At 70.5% G+C, this 15,339-nt stretch carries 12 protein-coding genes; 2 read left to right on the forward strand and 10 right to left on the reverse strand.

Going from position 1 to position 15,339, the window contains the following annotated elements; all coding sequences use genetic code 11:
• Positions 1-29: 29 nt before the first annotated feature.
• Genes Raf01_RS38665 through Raf01_RS38695 form a run of 7 tightly spaced genes read right to left on the reverse strand, consistent with a single transcriptional unit; the run spans position 30 to position 7,003 of the window.
• Positions 30-2,207: a 2-oxo acid dehydrogenase subunit E2 gene (locus Raf01_RS38665; RefSeq protein WP_203923073.1), complete on the reverse strand. Its 2,178-nt coding sequence runs from the start codon at positions 2,205-2,207 to the stop codon at positions 30-32.
• Positions 2,194-3,099 (reverse strand): thiamine pyrophosphate-dependent dehydrogenase E1 component subunit alpha, encoded by a 906-nt coding sequence (locus tag Raf01_RS38670; RefSeq protein WP_203923074.1) that lies wholly within the window; start codon positions 3,097-3,099, stop codon positions 2,194-2,196. The genes Raf01_RS38665 and Raf01_RS38670 overlap by 14 nt, the downstream gene beginning before the upstream one ends.
• Positions 3,080-3,355, reverse strand: coding sequence for an acyl carrier protein (locus Raf01_RS38675; protein WP_203923075.1), 276 nt, complete (start codon positions 3,353-3,355; stop codon positions 3,080-3,082). The genes Raf01_RS38670 and Raf01_RS38675 overlap by 20 nt, the downstream gene beginning before the upstream one ends.
• Before the next feature lie 18 nt (positions 3,356-3,373).
• The gene (locus tag Raf01_RS38680; protein ID WP_203923076.1) at positions 3,374-4,477 is read right to left on the reverse strand and encodes a 3-oxoacyl-ACP synthase III family protein; all 1,104 of its coding nucleotides are present in this window, start codon (positions 4,475-4,477) and stop codon (positions 3,374-3,376) included.
• Positions 4,455-5,237, reverse strand: coding sequence for an ABC transporter permease (locus Raf01_RS38685; RefSeq protein WP_203923077.1), 783 nt, complete (start codon positions 5,235-5,237; stop codon positions 4,455-4,457). Before Raf01_RS38685 ends, Raf01_RS38680 begins: the two co-directional genes overlap by 23 nt.
• Positions 5,234-6,049 (reverse strand): ABC transporter permease, encoded by an 816-nt coding sequence (locus Raf01_RS38690; RefSeq protein WP_203923078.1) that lies wholly within the window; start codon positions 6,047-6,049, stop codon positions 5,234-5,236. Before Raf01_RS38690 ends, Raf01_RS38685 begins: the two co-directional genes overlap by 4 nt.
• On the reverse strand, positions 6,050-7,003 hold the full coding sequence (locus Raf01_RS38695; protein ID WP_203923079.1) for an ABC transporter ATP-binding protein: 954 nt from the start codon (positions 7,001-7,003) through the stop codon (positions 6,050-6,052).
• A gap of 425 nt (positions 7,004-7,428) precedes the next feature.
• Here Raf01_RS38695 and Raf01_RS38700 point away from each other — a divergent pair, with 425 nt between their 5' ends.
• A complete protein-coding gene (locus tag Raf01_RS38700; RefSeq protein ID WP_203923080.1) occupies positions 7,429-8,286 on the forward strand; it encodes a hypothetical protein in 858 nt (285 codons plus the stop codon).
• Positions 8,287-8,302: 16 nt separating this feature from the next.
• Here Raf01_RS38700 and Raf01_RS38705 read toward each other — a convergent pair whose 3' ends face one another.
• Complete coding sequence (locus Raf01_RS38705; protein WP_203923081.1) at positions 8,303-11,434, reverse strand: non-ribosomal peptide synthetase; 3,132 nt, start codon at positions 11,432-11,434, stop codon at positions 8,303-8,305.
• A gap of 348 nt (positions 11,435-11,782) precedes the next feature.
• On the opposite strand from Raf01_RS38705, the gene Raf01_RS38710 reads away from it, so the two are divergent.
• A complete protein-coding gene (locus Raf01_RS38710; RefSeq protein ID WP_203923082.1) occupies positions 11,783-12,439 on the forward strand; it encodes a helix-turn-helix transcriptional regulator in 657 nt (218 codons plus the stop codon).
• On the opposite strand, the gene Raf01_RS38715 is transcribed toward Raf01_RS38710, so the two are convergent.
• Together Raf01_RS38715 and Raf01_RS38720 are read right to left on the reverse strand one after the other, a co-directional pair.
• Entirely contained in the window at positions 12,420-13,718 is a 1,299-nt protein-coding gene (locus Raf01_RS38715; protein WP_203923083.1) for a condensation domain-containing protein, read from the reverse strand. The two genes, Raf01_RS38710 and Raf01_RS38715, sit on opposite strands and share 20 nt — an antisense overlap.
• 140 nt (positions 13,719-13,858) lie before the next feature.
• Entirely contained in the window at positions 13,859-15,190 is a 1,332-nt protein-coding gene (locus tag Raf01_RS38720) for a serine hydrolase (protein WP_203923084.1), read from the reverse strand.
• Between the last annotated feature and the right edge of the window lie 149 nt (positions 15,191-15,339).

The following is a 15,339-nucleotide window of genomic DNA, read 5'->3' on the forward strand; positions in this document are numbered from 1 at the left end:
CCGGCCCCGACGCGACGGTCGGTCGACGATCAGTTCGGGATGGGCTGCTCGACAGGGTCGGGGAAGGAGCCCTCCTTCAGCAACCCGGACAGCGCCTGTCTGTCGGCCAGGAGCGCGGCCAGGGCTGCCAGGAAGCCGACGGCCTCGGCGCCGTTGACGATCCGGTGGTCGTGGGCGAGTGCGAGGTTCACCGCCCGTACCCGGCGGGGCAGGCCCGTACCATCGTCGATCCACTCGTCGAACGCGCCACCGACCGCGAGGGCGCACGCGAGCCCGGGCGGGATCACCGGCTGTACCAGGATGACGCCCGGCTCGAAGTTCCACGAGACGACGATGTTCGCCTCGGTCAACTGGTGTTCGGCGAACGTGCCGTGCAACGCCCGCAGGCGGTAGTCGGCCAGGATGTCGGCGATCTCGTCGAGGGTCCGATGCTCGACTGCGTGTACCACCGGCACGAACAGTCCCTGTCCGGCGTCCAGGGTGACGCCGACGTGCGCCTGGTCGGCCAGGTGAAGCTCGGTGAGCCCGGGGCCCAACTGGGCGAAGCAGTTCGGGAACCGCTCGCGCAGGTCGCCGACGAGCTTGACGACCACCTCAAGCAGTTCCAGTGGAGGGCCGCCCAGCGCGTTGACGGCCTGCTCGACGCCGTGAAAGGCGTCCAGCGACGCCTGGTACACCGCGAACGCGTCCGGTATCTCCCGGCGACCGCGGGATACCACGGTGCCGACCTGTTGCTGGCCGCGCCCCAACGAGACCACCCGCGGGCCCTCGTGCCCCGGCGGGCCGCTCGTGCCGGCGCCCGTGGATGGTGGGTTGGCACCGGACCCCCGGTCATGCTCGAACGCGGCGACGTGGGCCAGCCGGCCGCCGGGCCGGCACTCGGCGCCCGTGGCGACCTCGTGGCACAGGATACCGGCGCACGGAGCCGGCAGCTCCTCCACCGCCTTGGACGTCTCGACCTCGGCTACGGCGTCGCCCGCCGCCACCTCGGCGCCGTCGGCGACCAGCCACCCCAACAGGACGTAGCTCTCGTCGTTGTTGTTGAGCTTCGGCACCACCACCAGACGACCGGGCTCTGTCACGGTGGGCGCGGCGACAGCCACGGCCGACGCGGCGACAGCCACGGTGGGCGCGGCGGCCGTCATGGTGGGCGCGGCCGTCACGGCTGGCGACTCGTCGATCGTGGCCCTCCGCGACTCAAGCCGACGCCCGCGCAGCGCCGCCAGGATGTCGGACTCCTGCAGCAGCACGGTCTGTTCCAGATGCGGCGCCGCGGGAATGACGCTGTCCCGGGAGTGCAGGCACACCACCGGTCCACGCAGGTCGCCCCACAACCGCTGGTGGAGCGTGGCGGCGACGTCGGCCCCCCAGAGCCCACCCGCCGTGCTCTCCTCGGCGGTGAAGATCGCGTATGCGGCCCGCAGCAGCGGGAGGACCGGATCGAAGTTCAGCGGGTAGATCTGCGCGGGAACCAGGACGTGCACGGTCGCCTCGTCGGCGGCCGCCATCGTCCGGGCCACCCCGACCGCGAGGTCCGCGGTGCCGCCGGGGGCGAGGACGACCAGATCCGGGCCGGTTCGCTCGTGCGGGGCGATGTGTGCCCAGTTCCCGTCGGCGAGCAGTTCGCATCGCAGCGCCTCGTCGATCCGGCCCGGGCCGAGGTGCCGGGAGCCGTACAACGACTTTGACTCGAACACGATCGCCGGCTGGTCCCTGGCCAGCGCCCGGGCGAATACCGCCTCCGGGTCGTGATAGGCGGACAGCTCGAACAGCGACAGGTGAGGCACCCCGATGAAGTGCTTCTGCAGGCTCTGGCTGTGGGTCGGCCCGTAGCCGCGCCGGCCGCCGACCGGGCAGCGCACCACCAGGCGCATCGGCACCCGCTGCCCGTACATGGCGACCGACTTGGAGGAGAAGTTGAGCAGCTGATCGAAGGCGAGGGCGGCGAAGTCGCCGAACATGATCTCGACGATCACCCGGTTGCCGGCCAGTGCCAGCCCGTTGGCGACGCCGACGATGCCGCCCTCGCTGATCGGGGTGTTGAGCACCCGCGACGGGTGGACCGTGGACAGGCCCCGGGTGACCCGGAAGGCTCCCCCGTACGGGTCCTCGATGTCCTCGCCCAGCAGGAACAGGTCTTCGTGGCGGGTCAACAGGGTGCCCAGCGCGCGGTTGAGGACTTCGGCGATCCGTTCAGGCCGGTGCATCCGGCGACCTCCACTCCGAAAGAGGGCGCTCACGCACGGCCTCCACCACCCTGGCCACGTGGGCGCGCTGCCGAGCCCGGGCCGCGTCGACGCGTTCCGGATCCGCCGCGCGCAGCGCGCCGAGCCAGTCGCGCTGGCGGGCCAGCGCCAACTGGTGCGCGTCGCGTGTGTCGTCACCCTTGCTGTGCGGACCCAGACGGACGGTGTCGAACTCCACGACCAGCGGGTGCGGAGCGCTCCTGATCTCGTCGATCATCGGGCCGAGCCGGCGGCGGATGTCGCCGATGTCGGTGGTGGCGAGTCCGGTGTACTCGACGCCGAACGCGGCTGCCCGTGACGCGACCGAGCCTGCCATCTGCCGGGTCGTCGGCGTGGACTGGGCGATGCCATTGTTCTCGACGACCACCAGCAGCGGCAGTTGCCACAGCTGAGCCATGTTCAGCGCCTCGTACACGACGCCCTCGCCCCAGGTGCCGTCGCCGATGTAGGCGGCCGCGATCCGCCGCTGCCCGGTCCGCTGGTAGTGCAGCGCCATCCCGGTCGCGACAGCTACGCCCTGTCCCTGGACCCCCGTGGTGACGAAGCCGTCCCGCAGGATGTGCTGGCTGCCGCCCACGCCGGCACACGGCGCACCGGCCCGGCCCAGGATCTCGGCCAGCAGCGGTGCCGGATCACCGAATCGGGCGAGATAGTGCCCGTGGCTGCGGTGGTTGCCCAGCACGAAGTCGTCGCGCAGCATCGGCTCCAGCGCTACCGGAACGTACTCCTGACCGAGACAGGTGTGCGTGGTTCCGCTCACCTCACCGCTCGCGAACAGATCGAGCAGCGCCTCCTCGAACGCCCGGATCAGCAGCAGCAGATCCAGGTCCGTGTCACTGACGACCGAGGCCATCAGCGCTCTCCCCGGTGGACGGAGTCCGCGTGGCGGTCTGACGGTCGACGATCTCCCGCAGAGCCGCCACCGTCCGCGCGTGGCGCATCTCCCGCGGCGTGAACCGCACCCCGAAAGCCTGCTCCAGCGCGCCGATGAGCTGGAGGTGGCGCAGGCTGTTCCACATGATCGCGGGCCCCGTGCCCGGCTCGGCGCGCACCGCTTCCGCCGGTACCTGCAGAACCCGCGCCACGACGGCCGAGAAGTCGTCGGTCATATCACCTGCTCCAATCGGTCACACCTGTACGAGCGTGCAGGCCCAGTGCATCCCGCGGCCACGCGAGAACAGCGCGACGATGCCTCCGGCCGGCAGGTCGCGGCGCGCCCGCAGGTCGGCCAGGCCGAACAACGGATCGGCCGCCCCCAGGTGGCCGTGTTCGAGGGCGAGCGCGGCGGTGGTGCGCTCCAGCGGGATGTGAAGCGTCTCGGCCAGCGAACCCATCGCGGCCTCGTTGTCGGCCAACATGCACAGCCGGTCGATGTCGGTCAGCCCGACCCCGGCCCGCCGGCACGCCCGCTCCACGACCGTCCGGGCGTTCTCGTCCAGCTGCCTGACGAACTGCTCGAACCGCGTGGCGTCGTAATCGAAGAACTCGACGACGTTCCACGCGTCCCGGGCACGGTAGGCGTCCGAATTCGGCACCGTGGCACCGAACGGTGCCGCGGTGCCACCGCCGTCCATGCGGTAGAGGTCGGCGTACCGCCCGTCGGTCAGCACCTCCGTCGCGAGCCAGCGCAGCGCCGGATGGCCGCGGCGCGCGAGCGCGGCGGCGGCGCCGTCGGAAAAGACCATCGACTGCGTGGTCGCCCGATCCCAGTACGGCTCGCAGGTGCGGTTCGCCGCAACGATCAGCGCGGCGGTGTAGTCGGGATGGCTGGCGAACTTGCCGGCCACCACGTCGAAGGCCACCACCCCGGTGGTGCAAGCCTGCGTCAGCAGACAGCACTCGGCACGACCGGCGCCGAGACGGTGGGCGAGACTGGCCGCGGCGTCCCAGTACAGGTATTCCGTGAGGTCCGTCGTCGCGAGGACCACCAGATCCACCTCCGCGGGATCGACATCCGCGGAGCTGAGCGCGTCCCGCCCGGCCTCCAGCGCCAGATCGGTCAGCCCGACGTCGCTGGCCGCGCGGCGAACGTGGCGGTGGCCGTAGCCGATGATGCGGTCGACGTCATCCGGGTGGGCCGCCGCGAGCTCCCGCACCGGGCTGGGGTCGGCAAGCTTGACGCCGAAGCCGGCGAGGCCGAAGTCGACGACCGGCGCCTCGCCGCGCCCGGGTGGTGCTTGCCGGGGGGCGAGCAGCGCGTCGCCGCACTCAACCGAACTCGATGGTTCCATTCCGTCGTCCCCGATCGGTGAAGCGGCGTAACGAAAACACTCCCACGAGCAGCCAGCCGGCGCCGACCGCGAGCTCCCGGACCAGCTGTCCGGCGACGTCCGGGCCGCCATCGAGCACGGCACGCACCGCCATCAGACCGTGCGTCACCGGCAGGATGTCGGACACCCACGACAGCCACGTGGGCCAGAAGCTGACCGGCACGTCGACGCCTCCCAGCGTCATCACCGTCAGGTAGCCCACGTTGAGGATCAGCCAGTCCAGCTGCGGATGCCGGAGCACCAGTCCGCACAGCGTGCAGCCATACGCGTAGCTGGTGAAACTGACCACCCACATCAGGGGGATGGCGGCAAGAAGACGCCCCCACGGCAAGGGCGTACCGACGAGGACCGGGACGGTCACCAGGGCCACGGTCGAGGACACCATGCCGGTCAGTACCCAGTGCAGACCGCGGGCCAACAGCACCGGCACGTGACCCACCGGGCTCGCAATGAGCAGGGAGAACGTGCCGTGCGCGCGCTCGTCGTTCACCGATATGACGACGATGGTCGACTCCAGGCAGGCGAGCACGACCGCGTTCCCGACGGCGAGATACCTCGTCATGTCGGCCGAGTGCAGCGCACGACCGACCAGCGCGAAGAAGGTCACCTGGGCCGCCAGTCGCAGCATCCAACCGAGCAGCCAGGTGCGTACCGTGTAGGCGTTGCGCAGCTCGGCGAAGCCGTTGGCCAGCGTGCGCCGCAGCACGTACGCGTACGTCATGCGAGTGTCGCCGATCCGGTCCGGGCCACGCGTCCGGAGATGCGGGCCATCAACACCGCACCCGCGGCCAGGGCTGCCAGCGCGAGTGCGGTGATCGCCGCCAGCCGCAGCGGCCAGTGATTGATGTGGCCGGGATCGCCGAAGCAGTCCCGCAGCAGGTCCCCGGACCAGGACAGGAAGACCAGATCGCTCAGCGGTCGCAGCCATTGGGGGAGCAGCCCGACCGGAACGAGAATGCCGCCGAGGATGTAGAACGGATACGTCATCGCGTTCTGGAACAGCAGCGCGACCCGGCTGAGCACGAACGCGGCGCTGAACAGGCTGGCGGTGCCCACCATGGCCATCAGCGTCGCCGCCACGGTCAGCGCCAGCAGCACCGGGTGGTGCAGGGTCAGTCGCACGCCGAACCCGATCCGGGCGACCAGCGCCGACTCCACCATCGACAGGGCGGCCAGGACGAACGTCGCACAGATCCGGCCGATGACGGACAGCAGCAGCGGCGCCGGCGCCACCAGGGCGAGTTCGAGGGTGCCGGTCCACCGGTCGCCGCTGATGAGTCCGCCGCACAGCCCGACCGCCAGCAACCAGAGCGAGATCAGGGCCGGTGCGAAGACGGCGCTGACGATCAGGTCGCGGTCGCCCGAGCGGACGGCGATGGACAGGAACATCAGCGCGAACAACGGGCTGGTCACCAGCGTCAGCAACTGACCCGGCGACCGGATGAGCTGCCTGAGCGCGAGCCGCGCGCCGCCGAGGGCGGCGTACCACCAGAGCAACCCGCCCTGCCGCAGACGCGGCGCAGCCGGCGGCATTCACACCTCCAGGCCGCGTGAACCGACGAGGGTCAAGTAGACCTCCTCCAACCGCGGGGGCGCCGCCTCGATCGTGGTCACGCCGCCGTCCAGAAGGACCTTCATGAGGTCTCTCACACTCGAGCCATCGGCAGGAACGAGCCGCCACCGGCCCGGCAGGTCACCGTGCCCCGTCACCGTCGCGACGTCCGCCCGTACTCTCAGCTCGTCGATCAGCGCCGGGTCGGTCCAGGTGAAGTCGATCCGGTCGCCGACCGCCAGCAGGTCACCGACGCGTTCGGTGCGCTCGGTCAGCAGCAGCCGCCCGCCGTCGATGAGCGAGATGCGGTCGCACACCGCCTCGGCCTCGGCCATGTCGTGAGTGGTGAGGAAGATGGTCCGGCCGGTGGCGCGCAGGTCCCGGATGATGCGGCGGAACTCCAACGCCGCCACCGGATCCATGCCCACCGTCGGTTCGTCCAGGAACAGCACCTGCGGGTCGCCGATCAGCCCGCGGGCGAGGTGCAGCCGCTGCTTCATGCCCCGCGAATACTGCTCCACCGGCTGGTTGGCCCGCTCGGCGAGGCCGAGTTCCTCAAGTAGTTCGCTCGCCCGACGCTTGGCCGCGCGCGGTCCGAGGCCGAACAGGCTGGCCCAGAACAACAGGTTGTCCCGCGCGCTTACCCGCCCGTAGAGCCCGCGGTCCCCACCGAAGACGATGCCGATCTGCCGGCGTACCGCTTTCGCCTCGCGGACCACGTCGTGGCCGAGCACCCGGGCGCTGCCGCTGCTGGGCAACAGAACCGTGGACAGTACGCGCACGAGCGTCGTCTTTCCCGCTCCGTTGGGTCCCAGCAGCCCGTGGGTCTCGCCGCGCTCCACCGTGAGGTCGACGTCCGCCAGCGCGACGTAGGACTGTCCGCCGGGTCCCGTGAACGTCCGGCCGAGAGCGGACACCGTCACGGCATCTGTCATCTGGAGTCTCCGAATTGGTTCCGGACACGGCGTAGGGTCGCGCGGCTTCTCACGATGCGGTTCCGGGGGGAAGCTCTCGGCGCGGGTCGTCGGCGGTGGTGCCGGCCTCGGCGAAGTGAATCCACGTACTGGCGATGCGTCGCATTCAACCCCCGTTGTGCACCATGTCGTCGCGGGCGCGCGATGACAGATGTGCGGGGGCACCGAACCCGCGACACTGGCAGAAGGCTGCCAGCGAGCAGTGCAGGATGTCGATGCCTCGACCGCCAGCTTAGATCACCAACGGCCACGGTGGAAGCGGCGGCCGCGTTCGCCCGCCAGCGGAACCGTCCGGGCCGCGGGCGGATTCGGTTGTCCTTGCTCCGATCCAGACCCTCACGTACGCTCACCGCACGCGGCCGACCCGCCGCCCATGGGGGTTGCGCATGAATGTGCTTCGTTGGCAGGCACTGCGTGCGGGTGACAATGCCCGCGCCATTCTTGCCGTCGACTTCGGCGAAGGGCGCCGAGAGGCCGGCTTCCCGGAGCTGATCGCCAGTCTTCCCGGTGCGGAGGCGTGCCTGGTATCGCAGTTCGACGCCGGTGGCCTGGCGGCGCTGCACGCCGAGAGCGGCGTCACACCCCAACGGTTGCGGCGGGCGGTAGACGGCTGGAGCGACAGCGTCGCCGACCTGGATACGCATCCGGTGGCGGTGTTGAGCTACTGCGCCGGGGCGTCCCTGGCCTGCCTCATCGCGGACCGCCTGGCCGCACGGGGCGCCCGGCCGGCGGTGGTGATGCTGGACCCACTCGTGGTCGTGCCGGACTCGTTGCTCGGCCGGTTCGCCGAGGCCGTGTACGGCCTGACGGGGTTGCTGTCCGACGATCTGGTCGAGGCTACCGTGGCCGGGGCCGCCGCCGAGGTGCGAGCGGATCCGGATCCGTCCGGGGCCAGGCTCTCGGCCTGTGCCGAGCGACTGTCCGAGCGGTACGCCGCCGTGGTGTACCGGGCATGCGAGGAGGCGGACCTCGGCGACGACCTGGCGCAGGAGCTGCACGAGCACTTCACGAACGTTCTGCGCTACCAGGCGCTCGCCGGTTCGGTACCGGCACACGAGATCTGGTCGCCGGGCGCGGCTCGGGACACGACGGTCTTCGTCTCCAGGGAGCACCACCTGGTCCCGCCCCTGCCCGCCGCCACCGCCATGTTCGATGCCGGGCGAGCGGAGTTTCTGGCGCGACCCGAGCTGGCGGTGGCGGTCGCCGGGGTCGTCGCGCGATCGGCGGCGCCGGCCACGCCCTGACGCGCGTCGCGGTCGTTCAGCTCGCGGTCTGCCGGTCCTCGCGGCCCAGCGCCGCGGTGAGACGTGCTGGCGTCGGCGCCGACAGTAGCGTCATCAGCCGGATCCGTTGGCCGACTCGGCGGTCGATCTCGGCTATCAGCTTCAGCGCCATCAACGAGTTGCCCCCCGACAGGAAAAAGTGCGTCCGACTGTCCACATCGGACTTGCCGAGGATCGACCGCCAGGCCTGGATGAGGTCGTTCAGCCGGCCGGTGTCATCGCCCGGCGGGGCGTCGGCGGGCCGGACGGGCTGGTCGACGTCGTCGCCGGCCCGGCGGCTCAGTGCGACGACGTCCACCTTGCCGTTGGGGGTGGTGGGCAGCCGATCCACGAGCACGACGTGTTCCGGCAGCGCGTACGCCGGCAACTGCTCCGTGGCGAACTCCCACACGGCCTCGGCCGTCAGCCGGGGATCGGTGGATTCGGCGTAGACGACGAGTGCTCGCGGTTCGTCCGCCGGGTGCGCGACCGCGGCGGCGCCACTGATGTGCGGGTGGCGACACACCGCGTGCTCGACCTCACCGAGCTCGATCCGGTGAGCCCGGATTTTGACCTGGCGGTCGCCGCGGCCGTGCAGGACCAGGTCTCCGTCGGCCGTCCAGCTCGCGGTGTCACCGGTGCGGTAGCACCGGCCCAGTGTGTCGACCGTCACGAACTTCTCCGCCGTCAGCTCCGGGCGCCCCCAGTAGCCGTCGGCGACGCCGGTGCCGCCGATGCACAGCTCGCCCTTGATGAACGGCGGCACCGGCCGGCCCCGGCCGTCGAGCACCTCGACCCTCGTGTTGGCGAGCGGGCGGCCTATCGAGACACCCCGCCGCGTCGGGTCTGTGACGGTCGCCACCGTCGACCAGATCGTGGTCTCCGTCGGGCCGTAGACGTTGTAGACGCGGGCACCGGTCGCCCGCAATACCCGGGCCAGGTCGGGTGACAGCGGCTCCCCGCCACACAGCACCCGCCTGCCCGTGAGGCGGCCGGCCGCGGCCGGCCCGAACAGTCGCCACGACGTCGGTGTGGCCTGGACGATGTCGACGCGGTGCCGTTCGATCAGCGCGAGGACCGCCTCCGGCGTCGCGCGGATGTCGTCGCCGGCGACGACCACGGTGCCACCGGCGACCAGCGGCAGCAGGAGTTCCAGCGCCGAGATGTCGAAGGAGAACGTGGTCAGCCACAGGCCCCGGGCCGTCCGGTCGGCGTGCAGCAGGGCGCGGAAGTGGTTGACCACGTTGCTGAGGTTGCGGTGGGTCAGCCGGACACCCTTCGGTGTGCCGGTGGAGCCCGAGGTGTAGATGACGTAGGCGAGGTCGGCCTGCGGTGCATGCACGGGTTCGAGAGGTTCAGCCGCGGTGAGCCGCGCGGGCTCGGGCGAGACGACGACGGCCCGGCCACGGGTCAGTTCGGCGTCGAGGTCCACGGCGTTGACGATGGTACGGCAGCCCAGCTCGTCGAGTTGGAAGCCCAGCCGGTGCGTGGGGTGGGCCGGATCAATGGGCAGGTAGGCGGCTCCGGCCGCCCAGATGCCCAACACGCAGGCCGCCGTACTGGCCGCGCGCCGCGCCGCGAGGGCGACCACGTCACCGGGGGACACGCCCGCGTCTACCAGCAGTCGCCGGGTGAGTTCGGCAGCGGCCAGCAGCTGGCGGTAGGTCACCGTCGCGCCGTCCTCGATGACGGCGACACTGTCGGATGCGTCTTCGCCGCGCCGCACGATCTGGGCCAGGACCCTGCTCGGCTCCTCCCAGGCGCGTGCCGTGTCGTTGGCGTCCGCGACGATGGCGAGGTCGTCGCCCGTGCGCAGGTCGTAGTCGAGGATCGGCAGATCGGGGAAGCGGTGCGCCGTCTCGACGATGTGTTCGTACCGGGCCAACAGGGCCTCGGCGAACCGGTGGTCGTGGGCGTCCACGCCGTAGACGAGCTTCGCTATGAAGTCGTTGCCGTGACGCTCCAGATTGAGTTCGAGGTCGTGCTGGCCGTACCCGTGGTGGATTTCCTCGACCGTCGCCTGCCCGCGGGTATCGATGTCGACGCTGTCGGCCAGGCGGAAGTTGAACAGGTGCCGGAACAGGCGGGAGCGCCACCAGTCTGCGGGTTCGGCGAAGGTCACCTTCTGCCGGAGTAGAGCCTCGTACGGCACGCCGATGTGAGGTAGGGCCCCGACCATCGCGGTGCGCGTCGCCGCCACGACATCGCCGAACGTCGCCGTCGGGTCGACGGCCAACCGCAGCGGAACCGTGTTGACGTGGAAACCGACGGCCTCGCGTTCGGCCGGACCACGGGTGCTGGTCAACATGCCCACGACCAGATCGAGGCTCGCTCCGTGCCGGACGAGGTCCACGTAATAGGCACTGAGCAGGACGATGTGATCGGTCGCGCGCAGGCGCCGTCGCAGTGCCCGGATCGCGTCCGCCGTGCTCGGCGGCAACCGGCGCGTCACCCGGTGAGCCCGGAACGAGGGCAGGTCCAGGGTGGCCCTGGCCGCGTCGAGCGTCGCACCGGCCGGTTGGTATCCGCGCACGTGCTCCTGCCAGTACGACAGCGACTCCGGTTTCGGCGCGGCGGCCGGTGGTGCGTGTGGTGCCGCGGCCGCGAGTGCCGGGAGCTCGCCGGATGCCCGCAGCGCGACGATGCAACTCAGCAGCTCCTCCACGAGCACCCGCAGCGTGCTCCCGTCGGCGATGAGGTGGTGCACCACCAGCGCCAGGGCGGTGGTCCCGTCGGGGGGATGGCCGTGGGCCAGGCGGATCAGTGGCCCGGACTGCAGGTCGAACGCTTCGCCGGCGGACGCGACGAGCTGGCTCCGCAGTTCGCCTTCGTCCCCGGCCTCAAAGGGTTTGAGGAGGGCGGTGGCCGGCCACGAGCGACGGTCGTCGCGGACGATGACGCCGTCGACCAGCGGGAAGGACGACGACAGCACCGGGTGGCGCTGGAGCAGGAACTCCAGGGAGCGCCCGAGCGTGTCATCGTCGACCCGGTATGACAGCCGCAGCGACATCGCGAGATTGCTGACACCCACTCCGCGAGCCAGATCCTGCAGCAGCCAGAGACCCTCTTCTGCGGCACCGACCGCTGCGGGCATCGTCGCGGCGACCGGATCGCTGGCACCCCCGTCCATCCATGTATCAAACACCGCTCGCCATGCGTCCACAATGCCGCCTGGCGCACGGGCCGGAGCGACGGGTCCTGGGCACCGAACCATCGGTACACAAAGGGTTACCGGCGTCGGCCCACGCTGGTATGAACCGCGGCGCATCGATACTAGATCTAGCGGTGTAGATCGCTTAGGCTGCATCCACCGTCGGTATGACGGCTTGGGTGTCGGGTGTGGCGTGGCGGCCGTCCGTGGGCTCGGACAGTTAGCACTGGCCTCGACGATGGAGGTGCGTTCGTCGCCGGTCTACCGGGGCAACACGTTTGACGGCACGCCGTTCGGGTGGGGAAGGCGTTCCACGGGGAGGTACACGTGATCCGAGTAGATGTCGTTGACCGTTCGCCGGTGTTCATCACCGGGCTCGTTCAGATTCTTTCCGAGACCGGCATCAGGGTCGGTCTTGCTCAGACGTCGTTGGACCGCTCGATCCGCCGCCGGGCGGACGCGCTGATCCTCGACTCCGAAGCCGTTGCGCACCAGGACCTGAACGCCGTCATCGCCGAACTGGTCGGGCACACCGGGGTTCTGGTGGTCTGCCCCGAGCCGCCGGCTGACACCGGTGTCTACCTGGGCGCGGGTGCGACCGCGGTGGTGAGCAAGCAGGACTCCGGGCAGACGCTGGTGGCGACCGTGCGTGCGGTGGCGGAGGGGTTCGCCGCGACCCGCCGCGGCGAACCGATGGCGGACGACCCGATGGATGACCAGTCTCCGCAGGCCAACCTGTCTGACCGGGAGGAGCAGGTGCTGCGCCAGATCTCCCGGGGCCTGACGCACGGCCAGATCGCCACCCGCCTGGGCATCAGCCCACACACCGTCGACACCTACGTGAAGCGGATCCGGGCCAAGTTGCGGGTAGGCAACAAGGCGGAACTCACACGGGTCGCTCTGCTGGGCGGAGCCGGCCTGTCGAGCGGGTCGCTGGTGACGCGGCCGCACCGGGAACGCAACCCTACAGCTCGGACAGCGTGACGTCGGGGTTCCGGTTCGCGGCGATGAGGATCCGCTCGAAGCGCCGCATCAACTCGACCACGGCCGGCTCGTCGAACAGCTCCGTGCTGTACACCGTCGAGAACAGCATGGTGTCGGGGCGGTCGCTGATGTTGAACTCCAGCTCGTAGCGGATGAGGTTCTTGCCCATGGGCAGCCAGCGTCCGAAGCTGAGCAGCGGACCGCTACCCGGTGCGAGGTCGGTGCCGACCGGCAGGTAGTTGAAGACCTGCCGGAACACCGGAACCCGCCAGCCGCCCTGGACCGTGCGTAGCGCCGGCACGACCTGCTCGAACGGCACGTCGGCGTGCACCAGTCCCTCGAACAGGCCCTGTGCCACCTCCCCGGCCAACTCCCGGAAGCCGCACGCCGGGTCGGCCCGGATCCGCAGCGCGAGAGTGCTTGTCCGGTGATCCACGCTGGGGCCTTCGTCGGCCTCGTCCTGCCACCGGACCAGCGTGCCGATCGTGAGGTCGGGGCCGGCACGGTGTGCGGACATCAGGGCGTAGAAGGCAGTCATCAGCACCATGTTGCGAGTCATGCCGAGGCTCGCGCACAACGCCCGCGCACTGGCCGTCGCCTCCGCACTGGCCTGGTGGTAAAGGGTCTGGGCGGCGAACGTGCGCGGCTCCAGGTCGCGCTGGACGTCGAGCATCATGGCCCGCGAGTCGACCCCGTCCAGGGTCTCGCGCCAGAAGTCGACGGAGTCCTCGGACGGCGCGACCACCTCTCGTGTCGAGGGCGGCTGTACCACCTCGGACGGCGGCACCGCGCCCGAAGTGACCGACCTGAAGCAGGTGTCCAGCTCGTCGAGGAGGACTCCGGTGGCGTCGGCGTCCACCGCGACGTGGTGAATCACCAGCACCACCAGCGGGCTGGTGCGGTCGCTTCCATGAATGACCGCAGCCGCGACCGGCATGCCGGAGGTGATGTCGATGGGCCGGGCGCCGAAGCGCCGGGCGGCCTCGGTCGGATCTTCCGGCGCGTCGAGTTGCTCGACCGTTACGCGTACCGCGTCCGGGCCGAGCGTACGTCGCGCGGGTTCACCCGCTTCCGTGGGGAAGTACGTGCGCAGCCGGGGATGCCGGCGCACCAACCAGGTCAGGCACGTCTGGAAGTCCTCCGTGCGGAAGCTCTCGGCGCACTCGAAGACCCAGAACACATTGGCCATGCCGACATCCGGCAACAGCCGGTGCAGGATCAGGAAGCCGGCTTCCTGATCCGTCGGCCGGTCAACCGCCGCCGCAGACGATTCTGGCACCGATGCCTTCCCTCCGCCCCGGGCCGGCCCGCTACACGCGCGGAACCCGGCGGCCAGTGATCAATTGTCATCATCATGGGTTCCGCCGCGGCGGCCCGCACGTAGCCGGAACCGGGTATGTGGCGGAAGACTCGCGCGACCTATGTGGAGACAGCGCCCACGAGGATGCGGTCGATGAGTTCGGTGAGCAGGATCTGATTGTTCGGCGAGTCCCCGCGCAGGAGTATCGCCACCACCACGTCCCGGGTGGGTTCGTAGAGCCCCACCGCGATCGGTTTCCGGACGGTCCCGATGTGTCCGAAGCTGGCGGGGGAGCACTTCTCGGTGGCGAGCACGTCGGCCATGTTCAGTTGTAGGCCGAGCCCGATGTCGAGGAACTGCTCGGTGTTGGCGTCCCGCACCCGGCCGCGGGACATCGATACCAGGGTCTGCGCAATGCGCCGGGTCAACACCTTGCCCGCGCCGGCCAACCCGTCGCGGATCTCGGCGAACACGGCGGCCAGATCGCGCGCGGGACCGCAGAAGCCCCGCCCCACATCGAACTGACCCACGGACTTCGGGGTGATGAGCGCGTCGCTGACCGGCATCCACCCGTTCGGCTCCAGCGATCCCTGGCTGACCCGATGCCCATCGGCCGCCGCGGTCCCCACCGGGTCGCACGTCGTCGCGTCCAGCCCGAGCGGCTGGGATACCGCCTTCTGGAAGTACGTCATGAAGTCGCCGCGGGTCACGCGCTCGACGAGTGTCCGCAGGACCTGCCAACCGCTGTAGTACGAGTAGTAGGCGACGGTACCGGCCGGTCCGGACATCGACAGCGCGGCCAGACCCTCGGCGGTGGCGGCCAGCGGCTCGGTCTCCACGATGCCGCTGGTGCTGTTGAGCAGCTGAGCGACGGTGACCTCCCCGACAGGCGCTGCGCGCAACTCCGGGAAATGGTCCGCGAGCCGCTGTGTCCACTCCAGCGCGCCGGCGTCGACCAGCGTGGCGCAGGCGAGCGCGGTCAGTGGCTTCCCGGCGCAGAACCACCGGAACGTCGACCCCGTCGTCATCGCGGTCTGGTCGTTGGCCGCACCGGCCGCCAGGTCGAGGACCACCTGTGAGCCCCGGATGGCATGGACCTGAGCACCGAGAATCCGACCCGACGCGACGGCGTCGCTCAGCATGCCCGCCACGTCGGCGCTCAGGTCGCCGCCCGCGGCCGACACCGGCCCGGCGGTGGTTGGCTGCGGCGCGCCGGTCAGCAGCGCCGCGATCGCGCCCGGGGTCGGGTCGCGAAGGAAGTCCTGGACGGGGATCCGCACCCCGGTGGCCTTGCGGATGCGAGACAGCAGCATGGCCCCCTTGATGGAGGTCCCGCCGGCGCGGAAGAAGTGCGTCGAGGTGTCGACGTCGTCGACGTTCAGCACCGCCCGCCAGACGCCGCGGACGACCTCCAGCTGGTCGTCGCCGCTGGCGTCGCTCGCTCCAGCCACGTGATGCTCCTCCTGACGAGCCGGACACTCCGGTGCACACCCGGGCCTGGTATCCGGGTGCCGCTCGGCATTTCTTCGAGAAGCATGCCAAGTGCGGGCGGGAGAAGTCGACGCCGGCCGCCCGGGGCCGTGCCCGGGCCGGCCCGCTG

This window comes from Rugosimonospora africana, assembly GCF_016862975.1.
Lineage (GTDB): Bacteria > Actinomycetota > Actinomycetes > Mycobacteriales > Micromonosporaceae > Rugosimonospora > Rugosimonospora africana.